At 45.7% G+C, this 20,400-nt stretch carries 18 protein-coding genes and 1 tRNA gene; 3 read left to right on the forward strand and 16 right to left on the reverse strand.

Features of this window, described 5'->3' with window-relative positions; translation table 11 throughout:
* Positions 1 to 264 precede the first annotated feature (264 nt).
* The 14 genes from fliY to BM184_RS09810 form a co-directional block, all read right to left on the reverse strand.
* Positions 265 to 1,320, reverse strand: a complete 1,056-nt coding sequence (gene fliY, locus BM184_RS09745) for a flagellar motor switch phosphatase FliY (RefSeq protein ID WP_086943575.1) — start codon at positions 1,318 to 1,320, stop codon at positions 265 to 267.
* On the reverse strand, positions 1,321 to 2,313 hold the full coding sequence (gene fliM / locus BM184_RS09750; RefSeq protein ID WP_086943574.1) for a flagellar motor switch protein FliM: 993 nt from the start codon (positions 2,311 to 2,313) through the stop codon (positions 1,321 to 1,323). It abuts the gene before it with no gap.
* A gap of 2 nt (positions 2,314 to 2,315) precedes the next feature.
* Entirely contained in the window at positions 2,316 to 2,729 is a 414-nt protein-coding gene (locus BM184_RS09755) for a chemotaxis protein CheW (RefSeq protein WP_086943573.1), read from the reverse strand.
* A gap of 13 nt (positions 2,730 to 2,742) precedes the next feature.
* A complete protein-coding gene (locus tag BM184_RS09760; RefSeq protein ID WP_086943572.1) occupies positions 2,743 to 3,102 on the reverse strand; it encodes a response regulator in 360 nt (119 codons plus the stop codon).
* A gap of 2 nt (positions 3,103 to 3,104) precedes the next feature.
* Positions 3,105 to 3,710 (reverse strand): chemotaxis protein CheC, encoded by a 606-nt coding sequence (locus BM184_RS09765; protein ID WP_245830767.1) that lies wholly within the window; start codon positions 3,708 to 3,710, stop codon positions 3,105 to 3,107.
* Positions 3,703 to 5,763 (reverse strand): chemotaxis protein CheA, encoded by a 2,061-nt coding sequence (locus tag BM184_RS09770; protein WP_086943571.1) that lies wholly within the window; start codon positions 5,761 to 5,763, stop codon positions 3,703 to 3,705. The genes BM184_RS09765 and BM184_RS09770 overlap by 8 nt, the downstream gene beginning before the upstream one ends.
* 41 nt (positions 5,764 to 5,804) lie before the next feature.
* Complete coding sequence (locus BM184_RS09775; protein ID WP_086943570.1) at positions 5,805 to 6,575, reverse strand: CheR family methyltransferase; 771 nt, start codon at positions 6,573 to 6,575, stop codon at positions 5,805 to 5,807.
* A complete protein-coding gene (locus BM184_RS09780; protein WP_086943569.1) occupies positions 6,576 to 7,595 on the reverse strand; it encodes a protein-glutamate methylesterase/protein-glutamine glutaminase in 1,020 nt (339 codons plus the stop codon). It abuts the gene before it with no gap.
* Between the two features lie 24 nt (positions 7,596 to 7,619).
* On the reverse strand, positions 7,620 to 8,102 hold the full coding sequence (locus tag BM184_RS09785; RefSeq protein ID WP_086943568.1) for a chemotaxis protein CheD: 483 nt from the start codon (positions 8,100 to 8,102) through the stop codon (positions 7,620 to 7,622).
* Between the two features lie 34 nt (positions 8,103 to 8,136).
* Positions 8,137 to 8,580, reverse strand: coding sequence for a chemotaxis protein CheW (locus BM184_RS09790; protein ID WP_177208619.1), 444 nt, complete (start codon positions 8,578 to 8,580; stop codon positions 8,137 to 8,139).
* Between the two features lie 188 nt (positions 8,581 to 8,768).
* Positions 8,769 to 10,526 carry a methyl-accepting chemotaxis protein gene (locus tag BM184_RS09795; RefSeq protein ID WP_177208620.1) on the reverse strand — a complete coding sequence of 586 codons (1,758 nt, stop codon included), beginning with the start codon at positions 10,524 to 10,526 and terminating at the stop codon, positions 8,769 to 8,771.
* A gap of 154 nt (positions 10,527 to 10,680) precedes the next feature.
* The gene (locus BM184_RS09800; RefSeq protein WP_177208621.1) at positions 10,681 to 12,051 is read right to left on the reverse strand and encodes a CHAD domain-containing protein; all 1,371 of its coding nucleotides are present in this window, start codon (positions 12,049 to 12,051) and stop codon (positions 10,681 to 10,683) included.
* 200 nt (positions 12,052 to 12,251) lie between these two features.
* Positions 12,252 to 13,634, reverse strand: coding sequence for an MATE family efflux transporter (locus BM184_RS09805; RefSeq protein ID WP_086943564.1), 1,383 nt, complete (start codon positions 13,632 to 13,634; stop codon positions 12,252 to 12,254).
* A gap of 254 nt (positions 13,635 to 13,888) precedes the next feature.
* Positions 13,889 to 14,707 carry a MurR/RpiR family transcriptional regulator gene (locus BM184_RS09810; protein WP_086943563.1) on the reverse strand — a complete coding sequence of 273 codons (819 nt, stop codon included), beginning with the start codon at positions 14,705 to 14,707 and terminating at the stop codon, positions 13,889 to 13,891.
* A gap of 146 nt (positions 14,708 to 14,853) precedes the next feature.
* On the opposite strand from BM184_RS09810, the gene BM184_RS09815 reads away from it, so the two are divergent.
* The gene (locus tag BM184_RS09815; RefSeq protein WP_086943562.1) at positions 14,854 to 15,543 is read left to right on the forward strand and encodes an N-acetylmannosamine-6-phosphate 2-epimerase; all 690 of its coding nucleotides are present in this window, start codon (positions 14,854 to 14,856) and stop codon (positions 15,541 to 15,543) included.
* 12 nt (positions 15,544 to 15,555) lie between these two features.
* Positions 15,556 to 17,064, forward strand: a complete 1,509-nt coding sequence (locus tag BM184_RS09820; RefSeq protein ID WP_086943561.1) for a PTS transporter subunit EIIC — start codon at positions 15,556 to 15,558, stop codon at positions 17,062 to 17,064.
* A 198-nt stretch (positions 17,065 to 17,262) separates the two neighbouring features.
* Here BM184_RS09820 and sstT read toward each other — a convergent pair whose 3' ends face one another.
* Complete coding sequence (gene sstT, locus BM184_RS09825) at positions 17,263 to 18,483, reverse strand: serine/threonine transporter SstT (protein ID WP_086943560.1); 1,221 nt, start codon at positions 18,481 to 18,483, stop codon at positions 17,263 to 17,265.
* A 217-nt stretch (positions 18,484 to 18,700) separates the two neighbouring features.
* Here sstT and BM184_RS09830 point away from each other — a divergent pair.
* A tRNA-Ser gene (locus tag BM184_RS09830) sits at positions 18,701 to 18,790 on the forward strand.
* A 286-nt stretch (positions 18,791 to 19,076) separates the two neighbouring features.
* Here BM184_RS09830 and BM184_RS09835 read toward each other — a convergent pair.
* The gene (locus BM184_RS09835; protein WP_093365084.1) at positions 19,077 to 20,396 is read right to left on the reverse strand and encodes an IS4 family transposase; all 1,320 of its coding nucleotides are present in this window, start codon (positions 20,394 to 20,396) and stop codon (positions 19,077 to 19,079) included.
* Positions 20,397 to 20,400: the final 4 nt, after the last annotated feature.

Consider the following 20,400-nt stretch of genomic DNA (forward strand, 5'->3'; position numbering starts at 1 on the left):
GACTGTTCGCCCAGGACAGGTTCGCGATCTATCGATAGATCACGCATCTGTCGACTGAACGGATACCGAAAACCGCGGAACAACCGAGAGATTGTTCCTCTGTCGGTTGTTCGCCCAAGATGGGTCCCCGAACTGTCGAGAGATCACGCATCTGTCGGCTGAACGGATACCGAAAACCGCAAAACAACCGACACCCACCTACCGGTAAGGCCACAAAAAAAGAAGTGCCCGGCTCATTGAGTCATGAGCTGGTCCCTTCTCTTCCTATAACGTTTCGATGCGTTGTTCTCTACTTAAGATATTCGTGATACGAACGCCGAAGTTTTCATTGATCACTACGACTTCTCCTTCGGCGATCCGTTTGCCGTTCACATAGATACTCAAAGGTTCTTCTGTCAGTTTGTTCAGTTCCACAATAGAGCCTGTGCCTAATGAAAGGATGTCTTTGATTGTTTTTTTGCTTTCTCCTAGCATCACACTGAATTCCAACGGAACATCCAGTATCAGCTCCAAATTTTGTGGAAGATGTTGTTTATCGGATTTATTCAATTCCTGAAAAGCAGGTTTTTGAATCGGAACCACATCTGCTTCTGTCTGCAAAAAAGGCTTCGATCGACGTTCTTCGTGCTTCCGTTCGACAGGCGCAAGCACTTCCCCTTGATCCGCCAACATGATCTCAGTGATTTCTTTAACGGCGTCCATGGTGAACACTTGCATGATTTCACTCTGCAGGATGCCTTCCACTTCCAGTTGGAACGCGATCAGACAGACGTCTGCGTTCAAATCCGCTATTCCGATATCGACATTAAAATGTTGTTTATCATCAACCAAATGAACTTCAGGTGGAAAGATATCGATCATTTTCCCCAGCATGGTCGCCATGGCTGTTGCGGAAGAACCCATCATCTGATTCATTGCTTCACCGACCGCACTCAGTTCCAATTCCGTTAATTCCGAAGTGGTCACTTGGCCATCTCCGCCCATCATCAAATTGGCAATGATCACGGAGTCCTGGGCATCCAGCAACAAAAGATTATTCCCTGTCAAGCCCTTTCTGAACCCGATCGAGGTAACAAGCTTAGGCTTAACCGCAGCATCAATCACCTGACGGATACTTTTGACGGATACTTTCGGTGTGGTGATATGGACTTTGTGGGCTAAAATTTCGGATAAGGTTGTAGCCGCTTGGGACATGGATATATTCCCGACCTCTCCGATGATATCGCTCTCCATTTGGCTGATGGTTGTGGCAACTGGCGTTTGGATTAATTCACTCATCATGCGATCAATTTCTTCTTGTGTTAGTTTTTCAGTGCTCATTTACTCAATGTCTCCTCCGATATAGTGTAATACCTCAGCCGCCATTTTATTCCCCAGCACACCAGGCTTTACCAAATAAGTTGGCAGTTTCTCTATGGACATGACCAATGGCTCGTGAGTGGGTTTATCTAAGGTGATGATATCACCCAACTCCAATTGTAAAAAACTATCTATCGATACGTTTGTCTTCCCAAGCAAAACCTCTACAGATACCTGAACGGATTGCAAATTTTTAGTTAAGTTATCTTTGTCTGAAGGATCCGTCGCGCGCCCTGAATGGAACCAATTACGAAAACTCAACTTTTCCAACATATTCTCAAAAAAGACATAAGGAATGCACAGGTTGATGAATGTCTGGTCCTCCAACAATTCAATAATGAACGTGGTCATGATGACAGGTTCATTCGGGGACATTGTCTGCAGAAGCTGCGCGTTCGTTTCCATTGCTTCCATCTTAACGCTCAACTCTACGATATCCCTGAAAGCCAACTGAAACGCATGCCCAAAATTAGCGACTACATCTTTGAGAATGGCAATCTCGATATCCGTAAAGCTCTCTTTGCCGTGTCCTGTACTTGCTAATTTTGTATCTGGGCTTCCACACAACAGCTGCAATAACTGCAGACAAACTTGAGAATTTATTTCGACAATCTGCATCCCCTCTTGTGGCTCTGAGCGGAATAGACCCATCAAAGTAAAGTGAGGAACCGAATGCAAAAACTCATCAAAACTGATTTGTTCAATCGAAGCTACGCGCAGCGAAACATTTGAACGCACCTGAGTTGTTATCAGACTGCTTACAATTTTAGCGTATTCTTCGAATAACATGGTTAAAGTCGTTATGTACTCTTTCGAAAGCCGTGACGGTCTTTTGAAATCGTAGGTTTTGATTTTAACGGGTTCTGTTTCCTCTACTAAGTCAGTATCAATCTTGCCACTTTTAACACTTTCCATCAACAAATCTATTTCCTGTTGAGATAGAACTTTACTCACGCTTACCCCTCATTTATAGAAAATAATGCTTCCATACTTATTAAACTGATCATTTTGTTGTTTAATCTGATGATGCCCGCTACTTCCTTTGCGCTCACGTAGTCAGTCATTTGTATGTCTTGTGAATCAATTTCCGAAACAGATTCAACAGAGTCCACCGCAAAAGCAACTTTTTTATCGTCGTTCTTCAAAATGATGATACTATTGTAACACAGTTCTTCTGTTTCACTAGTGTTACTAAGTAATTTATACAAATTAATCAAAGTGATGGCATTCCCTCGGATATTGATCAATCCTTCCACCCAGTACGGGGCTTTCGGCACATGCGTGAAAGGCATTTCCTTGACAATTTCTTCGACATCTTCAGTAGGTATAGCATAATACTTTTCTTTTAAAGTAAAGACGATTATTTGCATGTTGCCCTCCTGATCAAATGACTTTATCCAATGCTTTGATGACGCGGTCTGTGTCGAAAGGCTTCACGATAAAGTCCGCCGCCCCTGCGCGAATGGCATCCATTACCATACCTTGTTGGCCCATGGCACTGCACATAACCACTTTCGCATTTGCATCGATCACTTTGATTCCTTTTAAGGCTTCAATCCCGTCCATTTCTGGCATCGTGATGTCCATCGTCACAATTTCCGGACGCACTTCTTTGTATTTTTCGATCGCTTCGATGCCATTCTGCGCTTCCGCTACGACACTATACCCATTCTTTTCCAGAATGTCCTTCAGTTTCATCCTCATAAATGCTGCATCATCAACAATCATTACTCTTTTCGCCATAATCAATTCTCCTTTTCAGTTGTGATTCCATTTAATAATTCATCTAAAACGCCTTGCTTTGGGATAAAGTACAAGGATGCATCCAGGCGTTCTCCCAAATAAGAAAATTCATTCTTTATGATGAACAGATTTTCTTCATAAACACCTTGCTCCATGTAGATACTGCTGATGATTGCGCCGAACATGTCTTCTATCATGAAGGGGATGCCTGTCGTCACGGTCACATCAAACACTTGCGAGATTGCATTCAAAAAGGTGTTGACGATAATATTGACCAGTTCGATAAAAGCGGACGCGGCCATTTCATGATCACCCTGTGTCTCGCCCATCATCAAAGACACCAATTTGTCGGCTTCATCATCTCTGATCACAAATAAAAATGCGCCTTCCAGTTCTCCATGAATCATCGTAATTGCAGCATTCACGCTGCTCTCATCGGACATGATCCCTTCAAACAATTCGGAATAGTCCATCGTTTCCACTAACGGTACCGTCATTACGACAGGGTGATTGATCAACTGTGACAGACTTGTCGCTGCATTCCCTCCGCCTATCGAAAAAAACTCGGTTATGATGTCCAATTGCATCTCTGAATAATCTTTATGCATAGACAGCCACATTTCTTTCGTTGCATATTGCGGTGATATCCAGAATCAAAATGATATTCCCGTTCCCCATAATGGTGGCTCCCAAGTACTTATTGATATTTTTCAGTTCTTTGCCTAATTCTTTAATGACAATTTCCTGTTGACGGATCAGATTATCAACTGTCAAAGCATACAAGCGCTCATCAATTTTAACGATTATCAGATAAGGTTTTTCTTCCACTCCGGTATGGATGTCCAAACTATCCTGCAGGCGAATAACCGGAATCGTCTCATCTTCAAAATAGTATACCTCACCGGTGTGCGTCTGGACAATCTCTTCTGGCTCAGGGCGAATCACTTTTCTGACAACTCCCAGCGGAAGCGCAAACTGCGCTGTCCCTACTGTAACAAGCAAGGCTTGGATAATCGACAACGTAAGCGGCAAACTCATCCGGAATGAAGTTCCTTTATCGACTTCACTGATGATCTCAATCGTACCGCCCAGTTCATTGATTTTCTGCTTCACAACATCCATGCCAACTCCCCGTCCGGAAATGTTGGTCACGTTTTTTGCAGTTGAGAAACCCGGATGGAAAATCAATTGTTGGATTTCCTTATCGGACAAATGGTCTGTTTCGATCCCTTTTCGGGCAGCACTTTCTTTGATGACTGATGGATTCACCCCTTTGCCATCGTCGGAAACTGTCAGAAACACTCGGTTCCCTTCCTGGTATGCCGTTATCCGGATGGTTCCTTTAGGGTTCTTCCCTTTTGCGGTTCTGGCTTCAGGCGTTTCTACTCCGTGGTCCACAGCATTTCTCAGAAGATGGATGAGCGGCTCACCCAGTTCTGATACGACGGTCTTATCCAATTCCGTATCATCGCCTTCGATGACCAAATCAATATCTTTCTCCAACTCGTTGCTCAAGTCACGGATCATTCTGCCGAACCGATTCGTGACAACGCTGAGCGGCTGCATGCGGATCTTGAGCACCAAGTCCTGGAGATCCGTCGCAATCCGGCTCACTTGTTCCAAAGGCTCGCGTAGTTCGGACCTTTGCAGATCATCATTGATCTCTTCCAAGCGTGTACGATAGATGACCAATTCCGACACAAGATTCATAAAGGAATCCAATTTCTCGATATCAACCCGTATCGACTGATTCATCGCGTTGCTATGATTCGTGGCCTGTTTCGGCTTAGCTGTAATCGTTGGATTTATTTCGGTCTCTGCATTGTGTTCGTCTGCTTCTGGACGAAGCGCTGCTTCGACGACAGCAGTCTCTGCGTTGAGGTCCTCTGCCGTTATTTCGTGAATGACTACGCATTCTATTTCACTGGTTTCCAGAATTTGTTCTTCGACAGCCGTTTTTTCTGTCTTAGTCAGGTAGACGATGGTGAACTCATTCCCAAAGTCTTCATTCTCCATCGTCACAACATCGGGATCGGAATAAAGAATATCTCCGCTCTTCTCCAGTTTATTGATGACCACATAGACTCTGGCATTCTTCATCATGCTGGTCTCATCGAGACGGACCTTGATAAAAAAGGCATGGTAGTTTTTCTCGTGGGCATCGCGGATGACTGAAATATCCGAGGAATCAAGTTTTCCTAATGCAAAATTTGAATCATCCATCGTCGTCTCGTTTAAAGTGGGTTCGCTGACGGTCTCATCCTTTGGTGCTGCTTTTGTGCTTGCCAAAAGATTGTCCAATTTGTTTTTGAGCGTTGCAGTATCCTGCTCCCCTTCATTCCCGGCCCTCAGATCTTCCACAATGGCGGAGAGCTTATCCAGACAATCGAAGATCAACGTAACGATCCCTTCGTCTGCAGCTAGCTTGCCCGTTTTGAGCAATTCAAATACGTTTTCCATTTTGTGCGTCAATTCGGCCATGGTTGTATAGCCCATAGTAGCCGCCATGCCTTTAAGCGTGTGTGCGGAACGGAAAATCTCGTCCAAAATGCTTACTCTTTCCGGATCATTTTCCAGCTCCATCACTTGGTCATTCAAATTTTGCAGATGTTCATCGGTTTCTTCAAAGAAGAGTTCCCTGTATTTACTGTTATCGTCCATTGAATCCCAGCCTTCCTCTCGTAGTCCGCTGCTTTACTTATTTACACCTTTTCATACAGAAATGCAGCTACTTTTTTTAGCCCGTATTGTTCAGGTTTGTAGACAGACTCCGTAGCGCCTATAAAGAACAATCCCCCGGGCACTAACGAATCCGCGATGTTTCGGTATATCTTTTCTTTTACTTCATTCTTGAAATAGATTGTGACGTTTCTGCAGATAATGGCATGGTAGCCCTTTTCGTAGGAGTCCAGAATCAGATCATGTTTTTTGAAATGAACCGTTTTTTTGATGTCATCCGACAACGCATACCGGTTATTCTGCTCGGTAAAGTAGAGTCTTTTTTCCAGGGGCGGAACGTTCTGCACTTCCAATTTGGAGTACGTCCCAGCCTTAGCTTTTGACAGGATGGTTTCGTCTATATCTGTGGCGATTATTTTGCTGCTGGCAGTGAGCTTGTTTTTTTTCAGAATCATAGCGATCGAATAGGCCTCCGCTCCCGTCGAACAGGCCGCACTCCACACTTTCAAGGCTTTGAATTTCGAGGAAAGTCTGTTGATGAAGACTTCTTCAAATTCCTCAAATATTTCCTTGTTGCGATAGAATTCCGTCACGTTGATTGTGATATAATCCAAAAAATTCTTTTTTATGTTTTCATCGGTTTCGATCATTTTGGCAAATTGCTTCAAATCGGTTGCTCCGGATTTTTTCATGATGGTCTCAATCCGTCTTTGTAATTGCCCTTCTTTGTAGGCTATCAAATTCAAATGCAACGTTTTTTCTGACCAAGTATAAAACCAGTTAAAGTCCAACATTTATTTCCTCCCGCCTAGTACTTGGTTTAGCGCATCTGTCAATTCTTCCAGATTGACTACTTCGTCGATCACCTTATTCTGGATGGCATTGCCAGGCATGCCAAAAACCAAGGAAGATTCTTTGTCCTGAGCGAAGGTATATCCTCCATTAGTCTTTATTTTCTTTAGACCTTCCGTACCGTCTTTCCCCATCCCGGTAAGCACAACCCCAATCAGGCGGCTCCCGTAACTTTCGGCTGCTGAGCTGAAAAGATGGTCCACAGCTGGCCTCACACCATGAATTTTATCGGTTTGAGACAGTTGGATGCGGCGATTTTTCACTGTCATATGATAGTCTCCCGGAGCAACATAGGCCTTTCCGCCCTCAACCGGCATGCCATCGTAAGCCTCAACAACCTTTACTGGCGCTACCGCGTCCATACGTTGCGCAAATGATGCAGTGAATCCCTTGGGCATATGCTGCACAATAAAAATAGGCACATTGACCCCTTCCGGCAAATCCTTCATCACTTGCAGAAGCGCCCTTGGCCCGCCGGTTGATGCCCCTATCACTAAAGCCCGCACTGCATTTGGACGGGATTTAGCCGGGATCGATCCCTCATCATTACTCCGGAGAGCGGTCGTCTCTTGGGTTCTGTTGAAGAACTGCTTCATGACGAATTCAATTTGTTTTTTAAAAGACTCCCCTTGATTTCTTATGTCTGCGGGCTTTTCTATAAAATCAATCGCTCCAGCTTCCAACGCTTCAATCGTAATTTCTTTGCCGCTCAGGGAGCTCATCATCATCACGGGTATGTCGCAACTCGCTTTGATGACCTTCAATGTCTCCAGGCCATTCATCCCAGGCATTTCGATGTCCAACGTGATCAGATCCGGATTGAACTGCTTTATTTTTTGAAAAGCTTCTTGGCTGTTCCTTGCTGTCGCGATAACATTCAGCCCATCGATTTCCGCTATTTTCTCTTTTAGTATCTGCCGCATGAATGCTGAGTCATCCACTAATAAGATGTTTATTTCCATTACTGTTCCCCCCCCCGTCGAACGTTATAGATCAAAAACTTCTCGATTCCCCATCCTAACTTTCACTTGAAGCGTGTGAAGATCGAAGAACATGGATCTCCCCATTGAACCTCCTGTATGATTTGCCAGAATAGGGATTCCTTGTTCTTTGAGAATGGTTTCGACAGCAGCTACATTGCGCAACCCGATATTCGCTTGCGGCGTATTCAAAGAGTTTTTGAACATGCTTGAGCCGCCAGCTATTTTTGCAACCAGCCTTCTTTTTGGTGTTTTTTTTACAAGCTCCGAAATCATATGCGGAATGGCCAAATCGGCAAACTTTTCGATTTTTTTTTCCCCATTGAACATACTGCTGTCGGGGAGCATAATATGGCTTAATCCACCTACATGGGTGGTTGGATCATAAATCGCTATGCCTACACATGACCCTAGCCCGATTGTAAACAAGGACTGTGGTGCTTCTCCGATTTTGTAATCAGAAATCCCGACCTTTAGTTCCTTTTCCAAAGTATGTAATCAACCCCTTTTTGAACTTGACCCGTTATCCATTTAATGCAACTAACTCTTCTCTGCCATCAGGATGGAACAAAGCATTGATGTCGATGTGGATGATGATGTCTGTATCCGTCTTGAACAGGTGCTCGATATATTGGACTTTATTTTCGACATTGCCGTTTACTGTCGGAAGTTCTTCATCGAATTCGCTGACTGAAACGACACTGTCCACTGCAATTCCAAACCTCAAGTCATTGTCCGACACTACAATTATTTTGGAGAGTTCCGTAATCTCCATTTCGTTATCAAATAATCGCTTGCTCAGATCGACAATGGGCATGGTGTCGCCATTGTATTGGATAACACCCGCGACGTAGGGCGAAGCTTCCGGGATCAAGGTTGCCTTTCCTAAAGGCAATATTTTCTCAATGATTTCAATCGGAATGGCGAATTGTTGTTGACTACAGATAAACACGATAAATTTTTTCATGATGTGACTCCCATCAATTTTTTGGTATATGATCAATACTATTTTTGATTCAGGTATTCTTATCTTAATCGGCATACTTTTGAAATTATTTAGTCCTTCTGCATAATTACAGTTCTTCATACAACAGCAAAAGAGAGTCAACTGTCTTATTAAAAACAGTTGACTCTCTTTTATAGGAATCAGTTTTGTTACTGGAATTTAAAATGGTTAACAATCGCATGCAACATCTCTGCCAACCCGGAAATCTGTTCTGAATTGATGGATACTTCTTCCATGGAACTGTTGATTTGCTGTGTAGCAGCGGAAGTCTCTTCAACACCAGCTGCAGACTCTTGAGAAATGGACGCTATTTCTTCTATTGCCACACTCATGCTTGCCGTATTTTCCGTCAAACCGGACATTTTTTCGGAAACAAGCAAAATATTCTGAATCATCTCATTCAATGAATCTTCCATTTCATTCAATACATCAGTCGTTCTTTGGATTTGTTCCGCTCCTGCTTTAACCTCCGTATATCCTTGCTCCAAGGATACACTCACATCTCTGGACTCAGTCTGAATCTTTCCGACAAATCCCGTAATGTCTTTTACAGAAACAGCGACTTGCTCGGATAATTTCCGGACTTCATCAGCTACGACTGCAAATCCTCTTCCATGTTCACCAGCTCGTGCCGCTTCTATCGCTGCATTAAGAGCAAGCAGATTGGTTTGATCTGCAATATTTTGAATCAATCTCACCAGCGTTGTGATTTCTTGCGTTTGGAATTCCAAAGATTGCATTTTGACCACAGCTTGTTTCATGATTGTTTCTATATTATCCATTTGTTGACTGGACAAGTTCATCAGCTGTTCACTCTCATTTGATTGATCAATCACCTGACGGGAAGCATCCGCAATAATCAAAGAATTTTCGTTAACGGATTTGAATTCTTCATTAAAGGTTTCCATCACATTTGCAAGTGCGCTGGCATTGCTTGCTTGAGCCTCGGACCCCGTTGCCAATTCTTGCATGGTTAAAGCAACCTGCTCAGACCCAATTTTCACTTCATTTGCAGATTGAGTCAGTTCTTGACTATGACCTGCTAATTGTTCAGATGAATCCAGGATATTGACAACAATTGCAGTTAATTGTTCATGCATTGCATTGGTCGCGATTGCCAACTCAGCCAATTCATCTCGGCCTGCTATTTCTATCGGTTCGACATTCAGCCTACCATCAGCGATTAATCCCATCCGCTCCTTGATAATCTTGATTTTGCTGGAGATTTCATTTGAAAGTACGAACGCAATCACGATGCTCATAATTACAGCAGCCCCAGATAGTGCGACAACAAGCATCAGCGATTTTTGACCTCTCGCGATTATCTCGTGGCCATTTTTATCGATCGTTTGGGTTTTACTTTCCAGCATTCCGCTTACTGAATCAATCTGCTCCCGAGCGACAGGATCCGCAACGTTCACCATAGTCAGCACGGCTTCTTCCGCATTCCCTGCTTGATAAGATGCGAGAACTCCCGATTCCATCACTTCTGCCCATTCATCATTCGCTTCAAATAATGCGGCAGTTTTTTTTGAATTGTCTATGGCCAGTATTTCTGCTTTAATAACATCGCTCTCTTCCGTAAATTGTGTAAACATGTCCTTGAAAGCCACATCGCCTGTCATCAAGTACGCACGCGCCACTGCGATACGTTGAGAAATCAGAAATTTGAACTCTTCTCCGCTTTCTAAAACAATAATATCCTTTTCGATGATGTCCTTCGTGTTATCATTGATCTCTTTCGTCGTCACGTAACTGTTGACTCCTAAGATTGCTATCAAAGCAATGATAGTGAAGTACCCAGCCAACAATTTTATGCGGATACTTTTAAAATTCAATAATTTTGGCAGATTTATTTTCTTACTGTTGCTCATGATATTGCTGATAAAAGTTTCTCTTACTTCCAAATTTCCCACTCCCATTTCTATGCTGCTTCCATTTCCCTTTGTTTGTAATCGGTATCTTTTTTGTTTTGTTTATATCTGAATGGTTTTTTTAATGCAAAAAAAAGATCCATCCCCCGCTAACGAGTATGGACCTAAGTAAATATTCTTAAATTGATCAATCAGCTTCGTCGTTCAATATCGCTTCCCTGCGCTGGAATTGGTGTTCACTGAGTTTTCTGAAATGGTTCTGCAGTTCGGGATCGTCGGTCTTGTCGGCCATCTCCAACAACAGGTGTCCGTTGATGTCGAGATCACAGAGCGTCCCCAGACCCGTTTGGACTTTCTTCATCTCCTTGATGACCGTTTTGTCTTTCTCGCCTATGATAGGAGCGAGGTAGGTGGCCGCATAGCGCAGTTTTTTTGCATTGATCCGCAGACTATGGGTTTCTTCATGGTTGGAGAAATCCACCTCTTCCCATTTGCGCATCAGACGTTTTTTCATTTTCTCGAGTTTTTTGATCGTGGCTTTTTTCTGCTGCTCATCATCAAGGCTGATGGATTTCAGGAACTGGACCGTAGCGGCTTCCGCATCCAGGATGCGCTCGGTCAAAGCCCCGCTCGTGATCAGCTCATGGATACTGTCCTGTTCTGCTTGGCGCTCTTCCATCAGCCAAGTCATGACCTGGCCGTCCTCGGCCAGCATATCCGGATACAACCCGCGCAACTCGCGGCATTCTTCCATCAGCACATCCAATTCGCGCAGATAGCCGAAGGTAGTGGCGATGTCGCGCCAATCTTCGCCCGCTTCCCGGTAATATTTCTCCTCGCCGTTCGCCTTATTGAAATTCAACAACGCCCGCAGCTGTCGGATAGCCACACGCAACGCATGCGCCGATTCCGGCTCGACGGGATCCTGTTGGTAAGCCGCATAGGCGTGCTGAACGCCTACTATTTGCTCGTTGATGATGCCGGCGTACAATGTGCCTTCGCCGTCGCATGGGCCGCAATCCGCAGTCCCTTCGTGCTTATCCGCTGCATGCTTTTTGTCGGCGGCGTCTTCGTGTTTGCGTTTCGCTGATTCTCCCGGCGCCAACAGCCACTCCAGTTTGCCGATCGGATCCGCGTTCAAATCAATGGTAAAGTAGGCGACCGCCCCTTTTTTGAACGGGATCGCTGCACCAATAAACTCTTTCGTCCAGTTGCTCATGTACGGTTCGTGACCGACAAGCGCCAAGTTGAAGCCATCCTCTTCCAGTTCCAACGCTTCCCTGAAGGCCGCGTAATCGCCGGTCGCCAAAAATTCCTGTGGTTGGATTACTTCGACAGCAGCGGCCTCCGCCACCAATTCAGCTGTCTGACGCGCCCGCACCAACGGGCTCGTCCATATCTTTAAGTTCCCGGCCTCGGTCAGTAAGGGTGCGATGTCGGGCAGGAACGCAGTCATTTCCTCCACTCCCGCTTCCGTCAGTTTTCTGTAGAAGTCATCCCCCTCAGGCGTACGCTCTTCCGCGATCCCATGCCGAATCAGTATCAATTGTCCTCCCATACTGCTTATCCTCCTTTTTATTGGCCTCATCCTTGCGGTCATCAGCCCATAGACTGTAACCGCTCTCTCATAATGTAGTATACCATTTTCCAGCAAGCCATGTGAAAAAAATCCTCCTCTTTTTCAGAAAGAGGAGGACTAACCTAAAGCTCATTAAATTTGTTGGCGTACGCAAAAGGCCCTGTTTTTCTCGAGCGAACTTACGCCAATTTCATCTTTTTCCATTTACCGGACTGGAAACGCATTGCGATAAGGAACCAACGGATAATCTGATCCAACATGACAGCCAGCCAAGCGCCGAGAATACCAAGGCCGAGCACCTGAACGAAGAATGTGGCTGCTGCAACCCGGATGATCAAAATCCCAAGGAAAGTCGAAATCAGCGGGAAAATCGTATCCCCTGCTCCGCGCAACGAACCCGCAACAATCAGTTGGTGTGACTGGAAAGGCTGTGTGATGGCCGCAACCCGGATAGCGATTGCGGCGTTCCGGATGATTTCCGGATCGCTGGAATAGAAGCTGACGATGTACTCGGCTCCGAAGAAGAAGGCCACTCCAATGATTGCGCCCCACAGGCTCCCGATTTTAGCGGTCCGCGAGGCATATTTTTCGGCCAGATTCGCATCCCCTGCCCCCAAAGCCCTTCCGACCAGAGAGGATGCCGCAATCCCGAAGGCTTGGCCGAGCGTGAACGACAGCGTCAGGATGTTCATGCCGATGTTATGGGCGGCAAAGACGACAGTCCCCAAGCCCGACACGATCTGGATGAAAAGAATCATTCCGGAACGCAGCACCAGCTGTTCCAGCGCTGAAGGCAGTCCGATTTTCGCCAAACTTTTCATCGTTTTCATCGAAAAATGGAAAGGATGCGCGAAGGAAAAATTCAGCTTACTCTTGCCGGAACGCAGGTAACGGATCAGCAGGAAGCAGGCGACTGTGTTGGCGACGACGGTCGAGATCGCGGCGCCTTCGATGCCAAAAGCCGGCACTCCGAACAGTCCGTAGATCAGCAAAGCATTGCCGCCGACGTTCAGGAAATTCGCGCGCAAATTCACGCCCATCGGAATCTGCGTTTCGCCGATCCCGCGCAAGGAACCGGAAATACTGAAGTTGAAGGATTGCAACAGGTAACTTATGCAGATGATCCGGAAATAGAGCCTTCCGACTTCGACTGTATCGGGCTGCGCGCCCATAAAGGTCATGATCTGATCTGAGTAGACAAAGGCGGCCAGGGCTAACGGGGCGGAAAGGATCATGCTGATGATCATGACATGCTTCATGACGTTTTCCATCCGGTCATGTTTTCCGGCTCCGAAATAGCGGGCGATCAAGGCAGTGCCTCCGATGTTCAAAGCCTGCACTACGGACAGCCCTAAGAACAGCGGCTGATTCGTCACCCCGACCGCCGAAACGGCAGCTGCCGCATAGGCATGGTCCGCTATATTCCCCAACATCATCATGTTGATCATCCCGAACAACGAACTCAGGACCAGTTCAATCAGAACCGGCCACGCGATGTTCATGATTTCCTTATTGATCGGACTTTTCAGCTGTTTTATGTCCGTTTGCTTCTCTTCCCCCATAATCAACCTCCTACGACTCGTGCTCCGATGCAAAATACCGAAAAATCGTTTTAACTATTCAACTCTCTCCCTCTCAGTATAGCATATTTTTGCGCAACTATTTTGCACATAAATTTCTTTTCAATAAACTGTCATAAACAGTTCATTCCCTTTCATCCATACAGAAATCACGCACCCTCTCATAATATAATTATATTATGCTCACGCGTCTCCACTGCCTGCTGCAGGAACGAGCGGATAAGGCCACTACAAAATTAATCCAGTACTTTATCAATAATGGAACGTAATACCTTCTCCCGCAATTCGACCGTTTTGATTTTATTATTTATTTCATAGCCCCGCAACAGCGTCTCCGAAATGAACAATTGCGAAATTTTCCCGGCCAGTGATCCGCCATCAAAAAATTCCTCATTGGCGGTCTGTAGGACAATGTCACCCAATTCAGCAATGGGCGAGGATTTGAAATTGGTAATGGCAATGATGGGTGTATGGTTTTCTTTGGCTATTTTCAAAGAATCGTGGATATCCTTGGTACGACCGCTCAAAGAGAAACAGATCACGAGATCTTCTGGTCCCAGCAATGCTAAGGCATGGGCTTGAAAATGCGGATCAACGATATGGTTCGCATGCACACCTACCCGGAGCAACATCTTTTCCAATGAAGCTGCCGACAAGCCACTCGATCCAACACCGATGATGTAGATCCGTTTTGCTTTAGTGAGTGCTTCGATCGCAAGCAGAACCACTTCCGAATCGAGCAACTGCCGGGTCGATTCCAAAACTTTGATCTGGTTCTCCAAAATCCGGTCGTAAAATTGGCGATCGTTGTCCCCTTCATACTGGCTGGTGAATTCCTCCTTGGCAATAGCAATTTTCAAATCAGAAAAGCCATGGAAGCCGATCTTCTGGGAAAAGCGGATCAGCGTGGCATCGCCTACTTTTACCGCCTCGGTCACATCCTTCATTGTCTGATACACAGCCTGTTCTTGATTTTTCAATAAGTAATCCGCAATCCGTTTCTCGGATTTCGTCAACGCGTGATATTTTTCTTGAATCAGTTGAGCTAGTCCCATAAAGTCAGTCCTTTTCATGTTTATGCCTCTCATTATACACGAACTTTTAGAAATGCAAATTACCTGTTTACAAACATGAAAGCGTGTGCTATATTTCATTTACGGAGATAAACTCCGGAATAAAATAAATAACGGAGGAAATATCCATGAAGAAGGAAGATTTCATCAACAAAGTCCGTGGCGGCATCATTGTCTCATGTCAAGCGCAACCAGGAGAACCTTTATACACAGAAGAAGGCGGCATCATGCCTTTGATGGCTCTTGCAGCTGAACAAGCTGGTGCAGTCGGAATTCGTGCCGAATCGGTAAGGGATATTCAACAGATTAAGGAAAAAGTTGATTTACCGATCATCGGGATCATCAAACGCGATTACCCTCCTCAAGCGCCATTCATTACGGCTACCATGAAGGAAATCGATGAATTGGTTGAAACGGGTGTAGAAGTCATTGCATTGGATTGCACTTTGCGGGAACGCTATGACGGCAAAACAATCAATGCCTTCATCAAAGAAATTAAAGAAAAATATCCCGATCAATTGTTCATGGCGGATATCGCCACCTTTGAGGAAGGACTCAACGCTTTCCAGGAAGGAATCGATTTTGTCGGCACAACGCTAAGCGGTTACACAGAGGAAAGCACCCAACAGGATGGGCCGGATATCGCCTTGATGAAAAAACTGGTGGAAGCCGGTGTGGATGTCATCGCCGAAGGTAAAATCCATATGCCTGAACAAGCTAAAGCAATCCAGGAATTGGGTGTAGCAGGAATTGTCGTAGGAGGTGCAATCACACGGCCAAAAGAAATAGCGGAACGTTTCATTGACAACTTAAAATAAGGAGTGAAAAACATGTTTAAAAAATTCTCTCAAATCGGAAGAGCCATGATGCTCCCAATCGCCATTTTACCCGCTGCCGGCCTCTTGCTTGGTTTCGGTGGTGCATTGACAAATCCAAGCACCTTGGCGGCCTATCCGTTCCTTGACATTGAATGGTTGCAAGTGATCCTGAGCATCATGAGTTTTGCCGGAAGTGCCGTCTTTGCCAATTTGGCGCTCATCTTCACCATCGGGGTCGCTGTCGGTCTCGCGAATGGAGATAAAGGGACTGCTGGTTTGGCCGGCGGTGTGGGTTACGTTGTTTTCGTCGCAACCATCAGTGGTTTTCTGCAATTATTTTCCGCGGAAGGCGCTTCGATCGACACTGGGGTTGTTGGTTCAATAGCAGTCGGAAGTACCGTTGCCTTCCTGCATAATCGTTATCGTAAAATCGAACTGCCGCAGTTTTTGGGTTTCTTCGGAGGCTCGCGTTTTATCCCGATTGTAGCATCATTTGCAGCTATCATTCTTGGGGCATTCTTTTACCTGATTTGGCCACCTATCCAAGGCGCACTGACATCCGCCGGCACAGCCATCGCAGCTATGGGCAGTTTCGGAACGTTCTTGTACGGATTTTTGCTTCGTTTGACAGGTGCGGTCGGTTTGCACCATACGATTTATCCGCTGTTCTGGTACAGCTCTTTGGGCGGAGTTGAAGTTGTAGCGGGCGAAACCGTTGCCGGTGCCCAAAACATCTTCTTCGCGCAATTGGCCGATCCAAATCATACAGGTCTTTTCACTTACGGAACGCGCTTCTTCGCAGGTCGTTTCGCTACAATGATGTTCGGTTTGCCGGCTGCTTCTTTAGCCATGTACCACTCCATTCCGAAACAGAACCGCAAAGCCAATGGCGGTATCTATTTCAGTAGTGCTCTGACTTCATTCTTGACCGGTATTACCGAACCACTTGAATATATGTTCTTGTTCGTCGCACCTTGGTTGTATGTGGTCCATGCCTTCCTTGATGGCGTTTCCTTCTACGTGGCTGACTTACTGAGCATCCGTATCGGAAATACTTTCTCAGGCGGATTCATCGACTTCTTCCTGTTCGGTCCGCTGCAAGGTAATGCAAAAACAAACTGGGTATGGGTAATCCCCGTCGGTATTGTTTGGGCATTGATTTATTACTTCGTCTTCCGCTTCCTAATCACGAAATTCAAAGTGATGGTGCCTGGTATGGATGAGTCAGAATCTGACGCAAGCATTCCGGTCAGAGCCTCCGGAGAGGCTTCTACCTTGAATGATGAAGCGCATATCATCATCGAAGCATTAGGGAATGAAGCAAACATTGAATCCGTCAGCGCTTGTGCAACCCGTCTGCGTGTTTCCGTGAAGGACGGTTCGGTCGTTGATAAAAATGCCATCAAGAATCTCGGAGCAACTGCTGTTTTCGAAGTCCAAGGCGGCATCCAAGCTGTATTTGGCGGCAAGGCAGACTTGCTCTCACAAGAGATTAATCAAATATTAGGGACAGAAGACTGATTCAAATAGTTATTGACGATCAAAAGGGCTACCTCATTTAAGAGGTAGCCCTTTTGATCGGTTTGGCGGTGGAATTCCCCGTCAAATGGGTTTTGGCGGGGAATCTCCGAGTATAAACAAACAAAAAAAGCTGTATCAAAGCCAGAAAATTCTGTTCTGGTTCTGATGCAGCCTCTTTCGTTGCTATTTTGTCTTCAATCAGGCTTTAATGCCTCGCTTGCGTCGCTCCGCGAATTCTGCAGTCGCAGTGAAAAGGACATCGGTCGATGAGTTGAGGGCTGTTTCGAATGAATCCTGCAGGACACCGATGATGAATCCGACACCGACTATTTGCATAGCCACATCGTTCGGGATACCGAACAGACTTGCTGCTAACGGGATAAGCAAAAGTGAACCACCGGCAACACCCGATGCCCCGCAAGCGCTGACTGCTGCCAGGATGCTAAGGATAAGGGCAGTACCGAAATCAACAGGGATACCCAACGTGTTGACAGCTGCCAAGGTAAGGACGGAAATCGTAACCGCCGCCCCAGCCATGTTGATGGTCGCTCCAAGCGGAATGGATACAGAGTAAGTATCCCTGTCCAGTCCAAGATCCTCGCACAGCGTCATGTTCACGGGGATGTTCGCAGCAGAGCTTCTTGTGAAGAAGGCTGTGATGCCACTCTCCCGTAAGCATCTGAAGACGAGCGGGAACGGATTGGAACGGATGTAGATGTAGACGATGATCGGGTTGACGACCAAAGCGACGAACAGCATACAGCCTATCAGGACCGCAAGCAGTTTCCCATAGCCCAATAGAACGCCTATTCCGCTTGTCGCGATGACATCGAACACAAGCCCCATGATCCCCAAAGGAGCGAAGGCAATGACGATTCTGACCATTTCCGTCAGCGCATCAGAAACATTAGCCAGCATCAGCTTGGTTGAAGCTGCGGCATTCTTCAGAGTGAAACCGAGCATAAGAGCCCATGACAAGATGCCGATATAATTGGCATTGTAGAGAGCCTTGACTGGATTGTCCACGACGTTCAAGAGCAGCGCCTTCAGGACTTCCACCACGCCCCCAGGAGCAGCGATATCCTCGACACCAGCACCCAAGGTCAAAGTAACCGGGAAGATGAAGCTCGCGACCACTGCTACGAGTGCCGCCGAGAAGGTACCTAAAAGGTAGAGCACGATGACAGATTTCATGTTCGTCTGTTGGCCTTTTTTGTGCTGCGAAATCGCGGAAGCAACCAAGAAAAAGACTAGCATAGGCGCAATCGCTTTTAAAGCGCCGACAAACAGGGCTCCAAAAATGGTAATCGGCTGCGCGACATCCGGAATCGTTACGCCAAGGATGATGCCTATGATCAAACCGGCGATGATACGTTTGACAAGGCTCAGCTTGTACCATTGGTTCAATAGTTTATACAATTCAAATTCCTCCTGATGTATGTAAAAAATTACAATAAAATGAGTACATAGGGTCCCATTTTACCATAATTTAATCTGTTCAGGAAGGACTCATTTTACTGGGTGACTCCCGATTTGTCATAAACAAGCGCGTGTTCCGAAGTTTGTGGCTGTTTTTTTGTTATTTTTGCAAAATCTTCTTTTCTGATTGTCCGAAAAGCGTTATAATATCATTTATGGAGAATTACTCAAGTCCGGCTGAAGAGGACGCACTCGAAATGCGTTAGGTGTCGAAAGGCGCGCGGGGGTTCGAATCCCCCATTCTCCTTAAAAACTTTTAATATTGTCCGACAAAGGCCGGCACTCCCGAAATGGCAATGTCATTAACTTAAGGGTATTGACAAATAAGAGACAGTGGAAATGGGAGATAAATTCTCTCATTTCCACTGTCTCTTTCTTTTCTGACAATCCAAAGCACGACGAAGCAAGGCAACTCCATGAAGAAAGTCGCCCTAATAACTTCATCCCCGGATTATTATAACGTGGTTCAACAGGGAAACCTTGATTTATCAAGCTTTAAATGATCCCCGTTGTAATTTTATAGGGAATCCAAGTTAATATGTGTAACGATAAGATCGTCTGGATTTGTTCACCGGAGTCTTCCTTTTGGCCGCCCTATGTGGGCGGACGGGGACAAGGTGCTTGGTAAGCAACGCACTCATTTGTTCAAAACTTTCTCTCCGTTGTTCGCGTGTTTCACTCATGAACGATCGTATGAAATAGGTTTTCACGATTCCGATAGCGATGCTGAGATTTTGCTTCATTTCATATTTATAACGCTCTTGGGGGATTGCTCTTGTTTCGCTCACTTCGATTAAATGAAGCATTGTCAGGTTGTACAACCAAACACTACAATAAATGTCCTGAAGAATCAGCCGTTCCCGAATGCCACTGAACTCCTCTAACTTCATCCGGTTTTTCAGTACGTTGTAGGCAGTTTCGATTCCCCATCTCAATCGGTACACTTCATTCAAGTCGTCGGATGAAAATTCTGCGGGTGTTAGGTTCGTCAAAAGGACTTCGTCCTCTATCTTCTCGCTATCCTGCTTGCGAAGCGGGATTTTTACAAAACGCAAGGGATAAACCGTGCTCATCAAGGTCGCCCGGAAAATTCGGTCATTCCGGTAGTCGTCTGTCTGGGCTCTGTCAAAGGTGACTTCAAAGGTTTTATCTTGCCCGACAGATAGCTGACTGGAATATCGTTTTAATTTCTGGTGATCCATTCTCATCACAAATTTCTGCCCGTCCTGAATCAGTTGATGAACCAGGCGCAACGAAAAATAGCCGCGATCAAACACGGTAATGGTTGGTTGCCGCAGCGTTTCTTTCAATACGTGGAGGTGCTGCGAAGCCGAATCGCGCTCGCTGCTCTTGTACGGACCGACAAACGTGTCAATCACCAATTTGTTGATACAATCATAAAGCAAGGAGACGGAGGCCATCACCGGATTGGCGGATGCCTTTGCATTAAGAGCCACACCATATTTCTTGGCGTTTTCCTCCGTGGAGGGCAGGATGATGTCAGAGCCGTCTATCGCGGTGACAATGTAGCCGTTCAGCTTGACCAATTGGTCATCGTTTTCTTCATAAATCATGGACATGTAGTCAGTCATCATCAACCGGATAGCTTTGGGGTTATAGTTCATTCGGACCTTATAAAAAGCGACGGTCGAAATGTCGAGCGGTTTCCTCTGATTATCGTAGAAATTTAATAGTTCACAAAATTGGGAGTTCCCCTTTTGCGCAAACATTTGAAGCATCAATGTGAGCGGGGTCGTTTTCCTTTTTCGGGTAAAAGCTTGTGGGTTCCCTTCGCGGATATCTTCCAGATAAATCGTTTGGGCTTCTTCAATATATTCCTGAAATACCGTCAGTTGG

Source organism: Trichococcus pasteurii (genome assembly GCF_900112935.1).
In the GTDB taxonomy this organism is placed as follows: domain Bacteria; phylum Bacillota; class Bacilli; order Lactobacillales; family Aerococcaceae; genus Trichococcus; species Trichococcus pasteurii.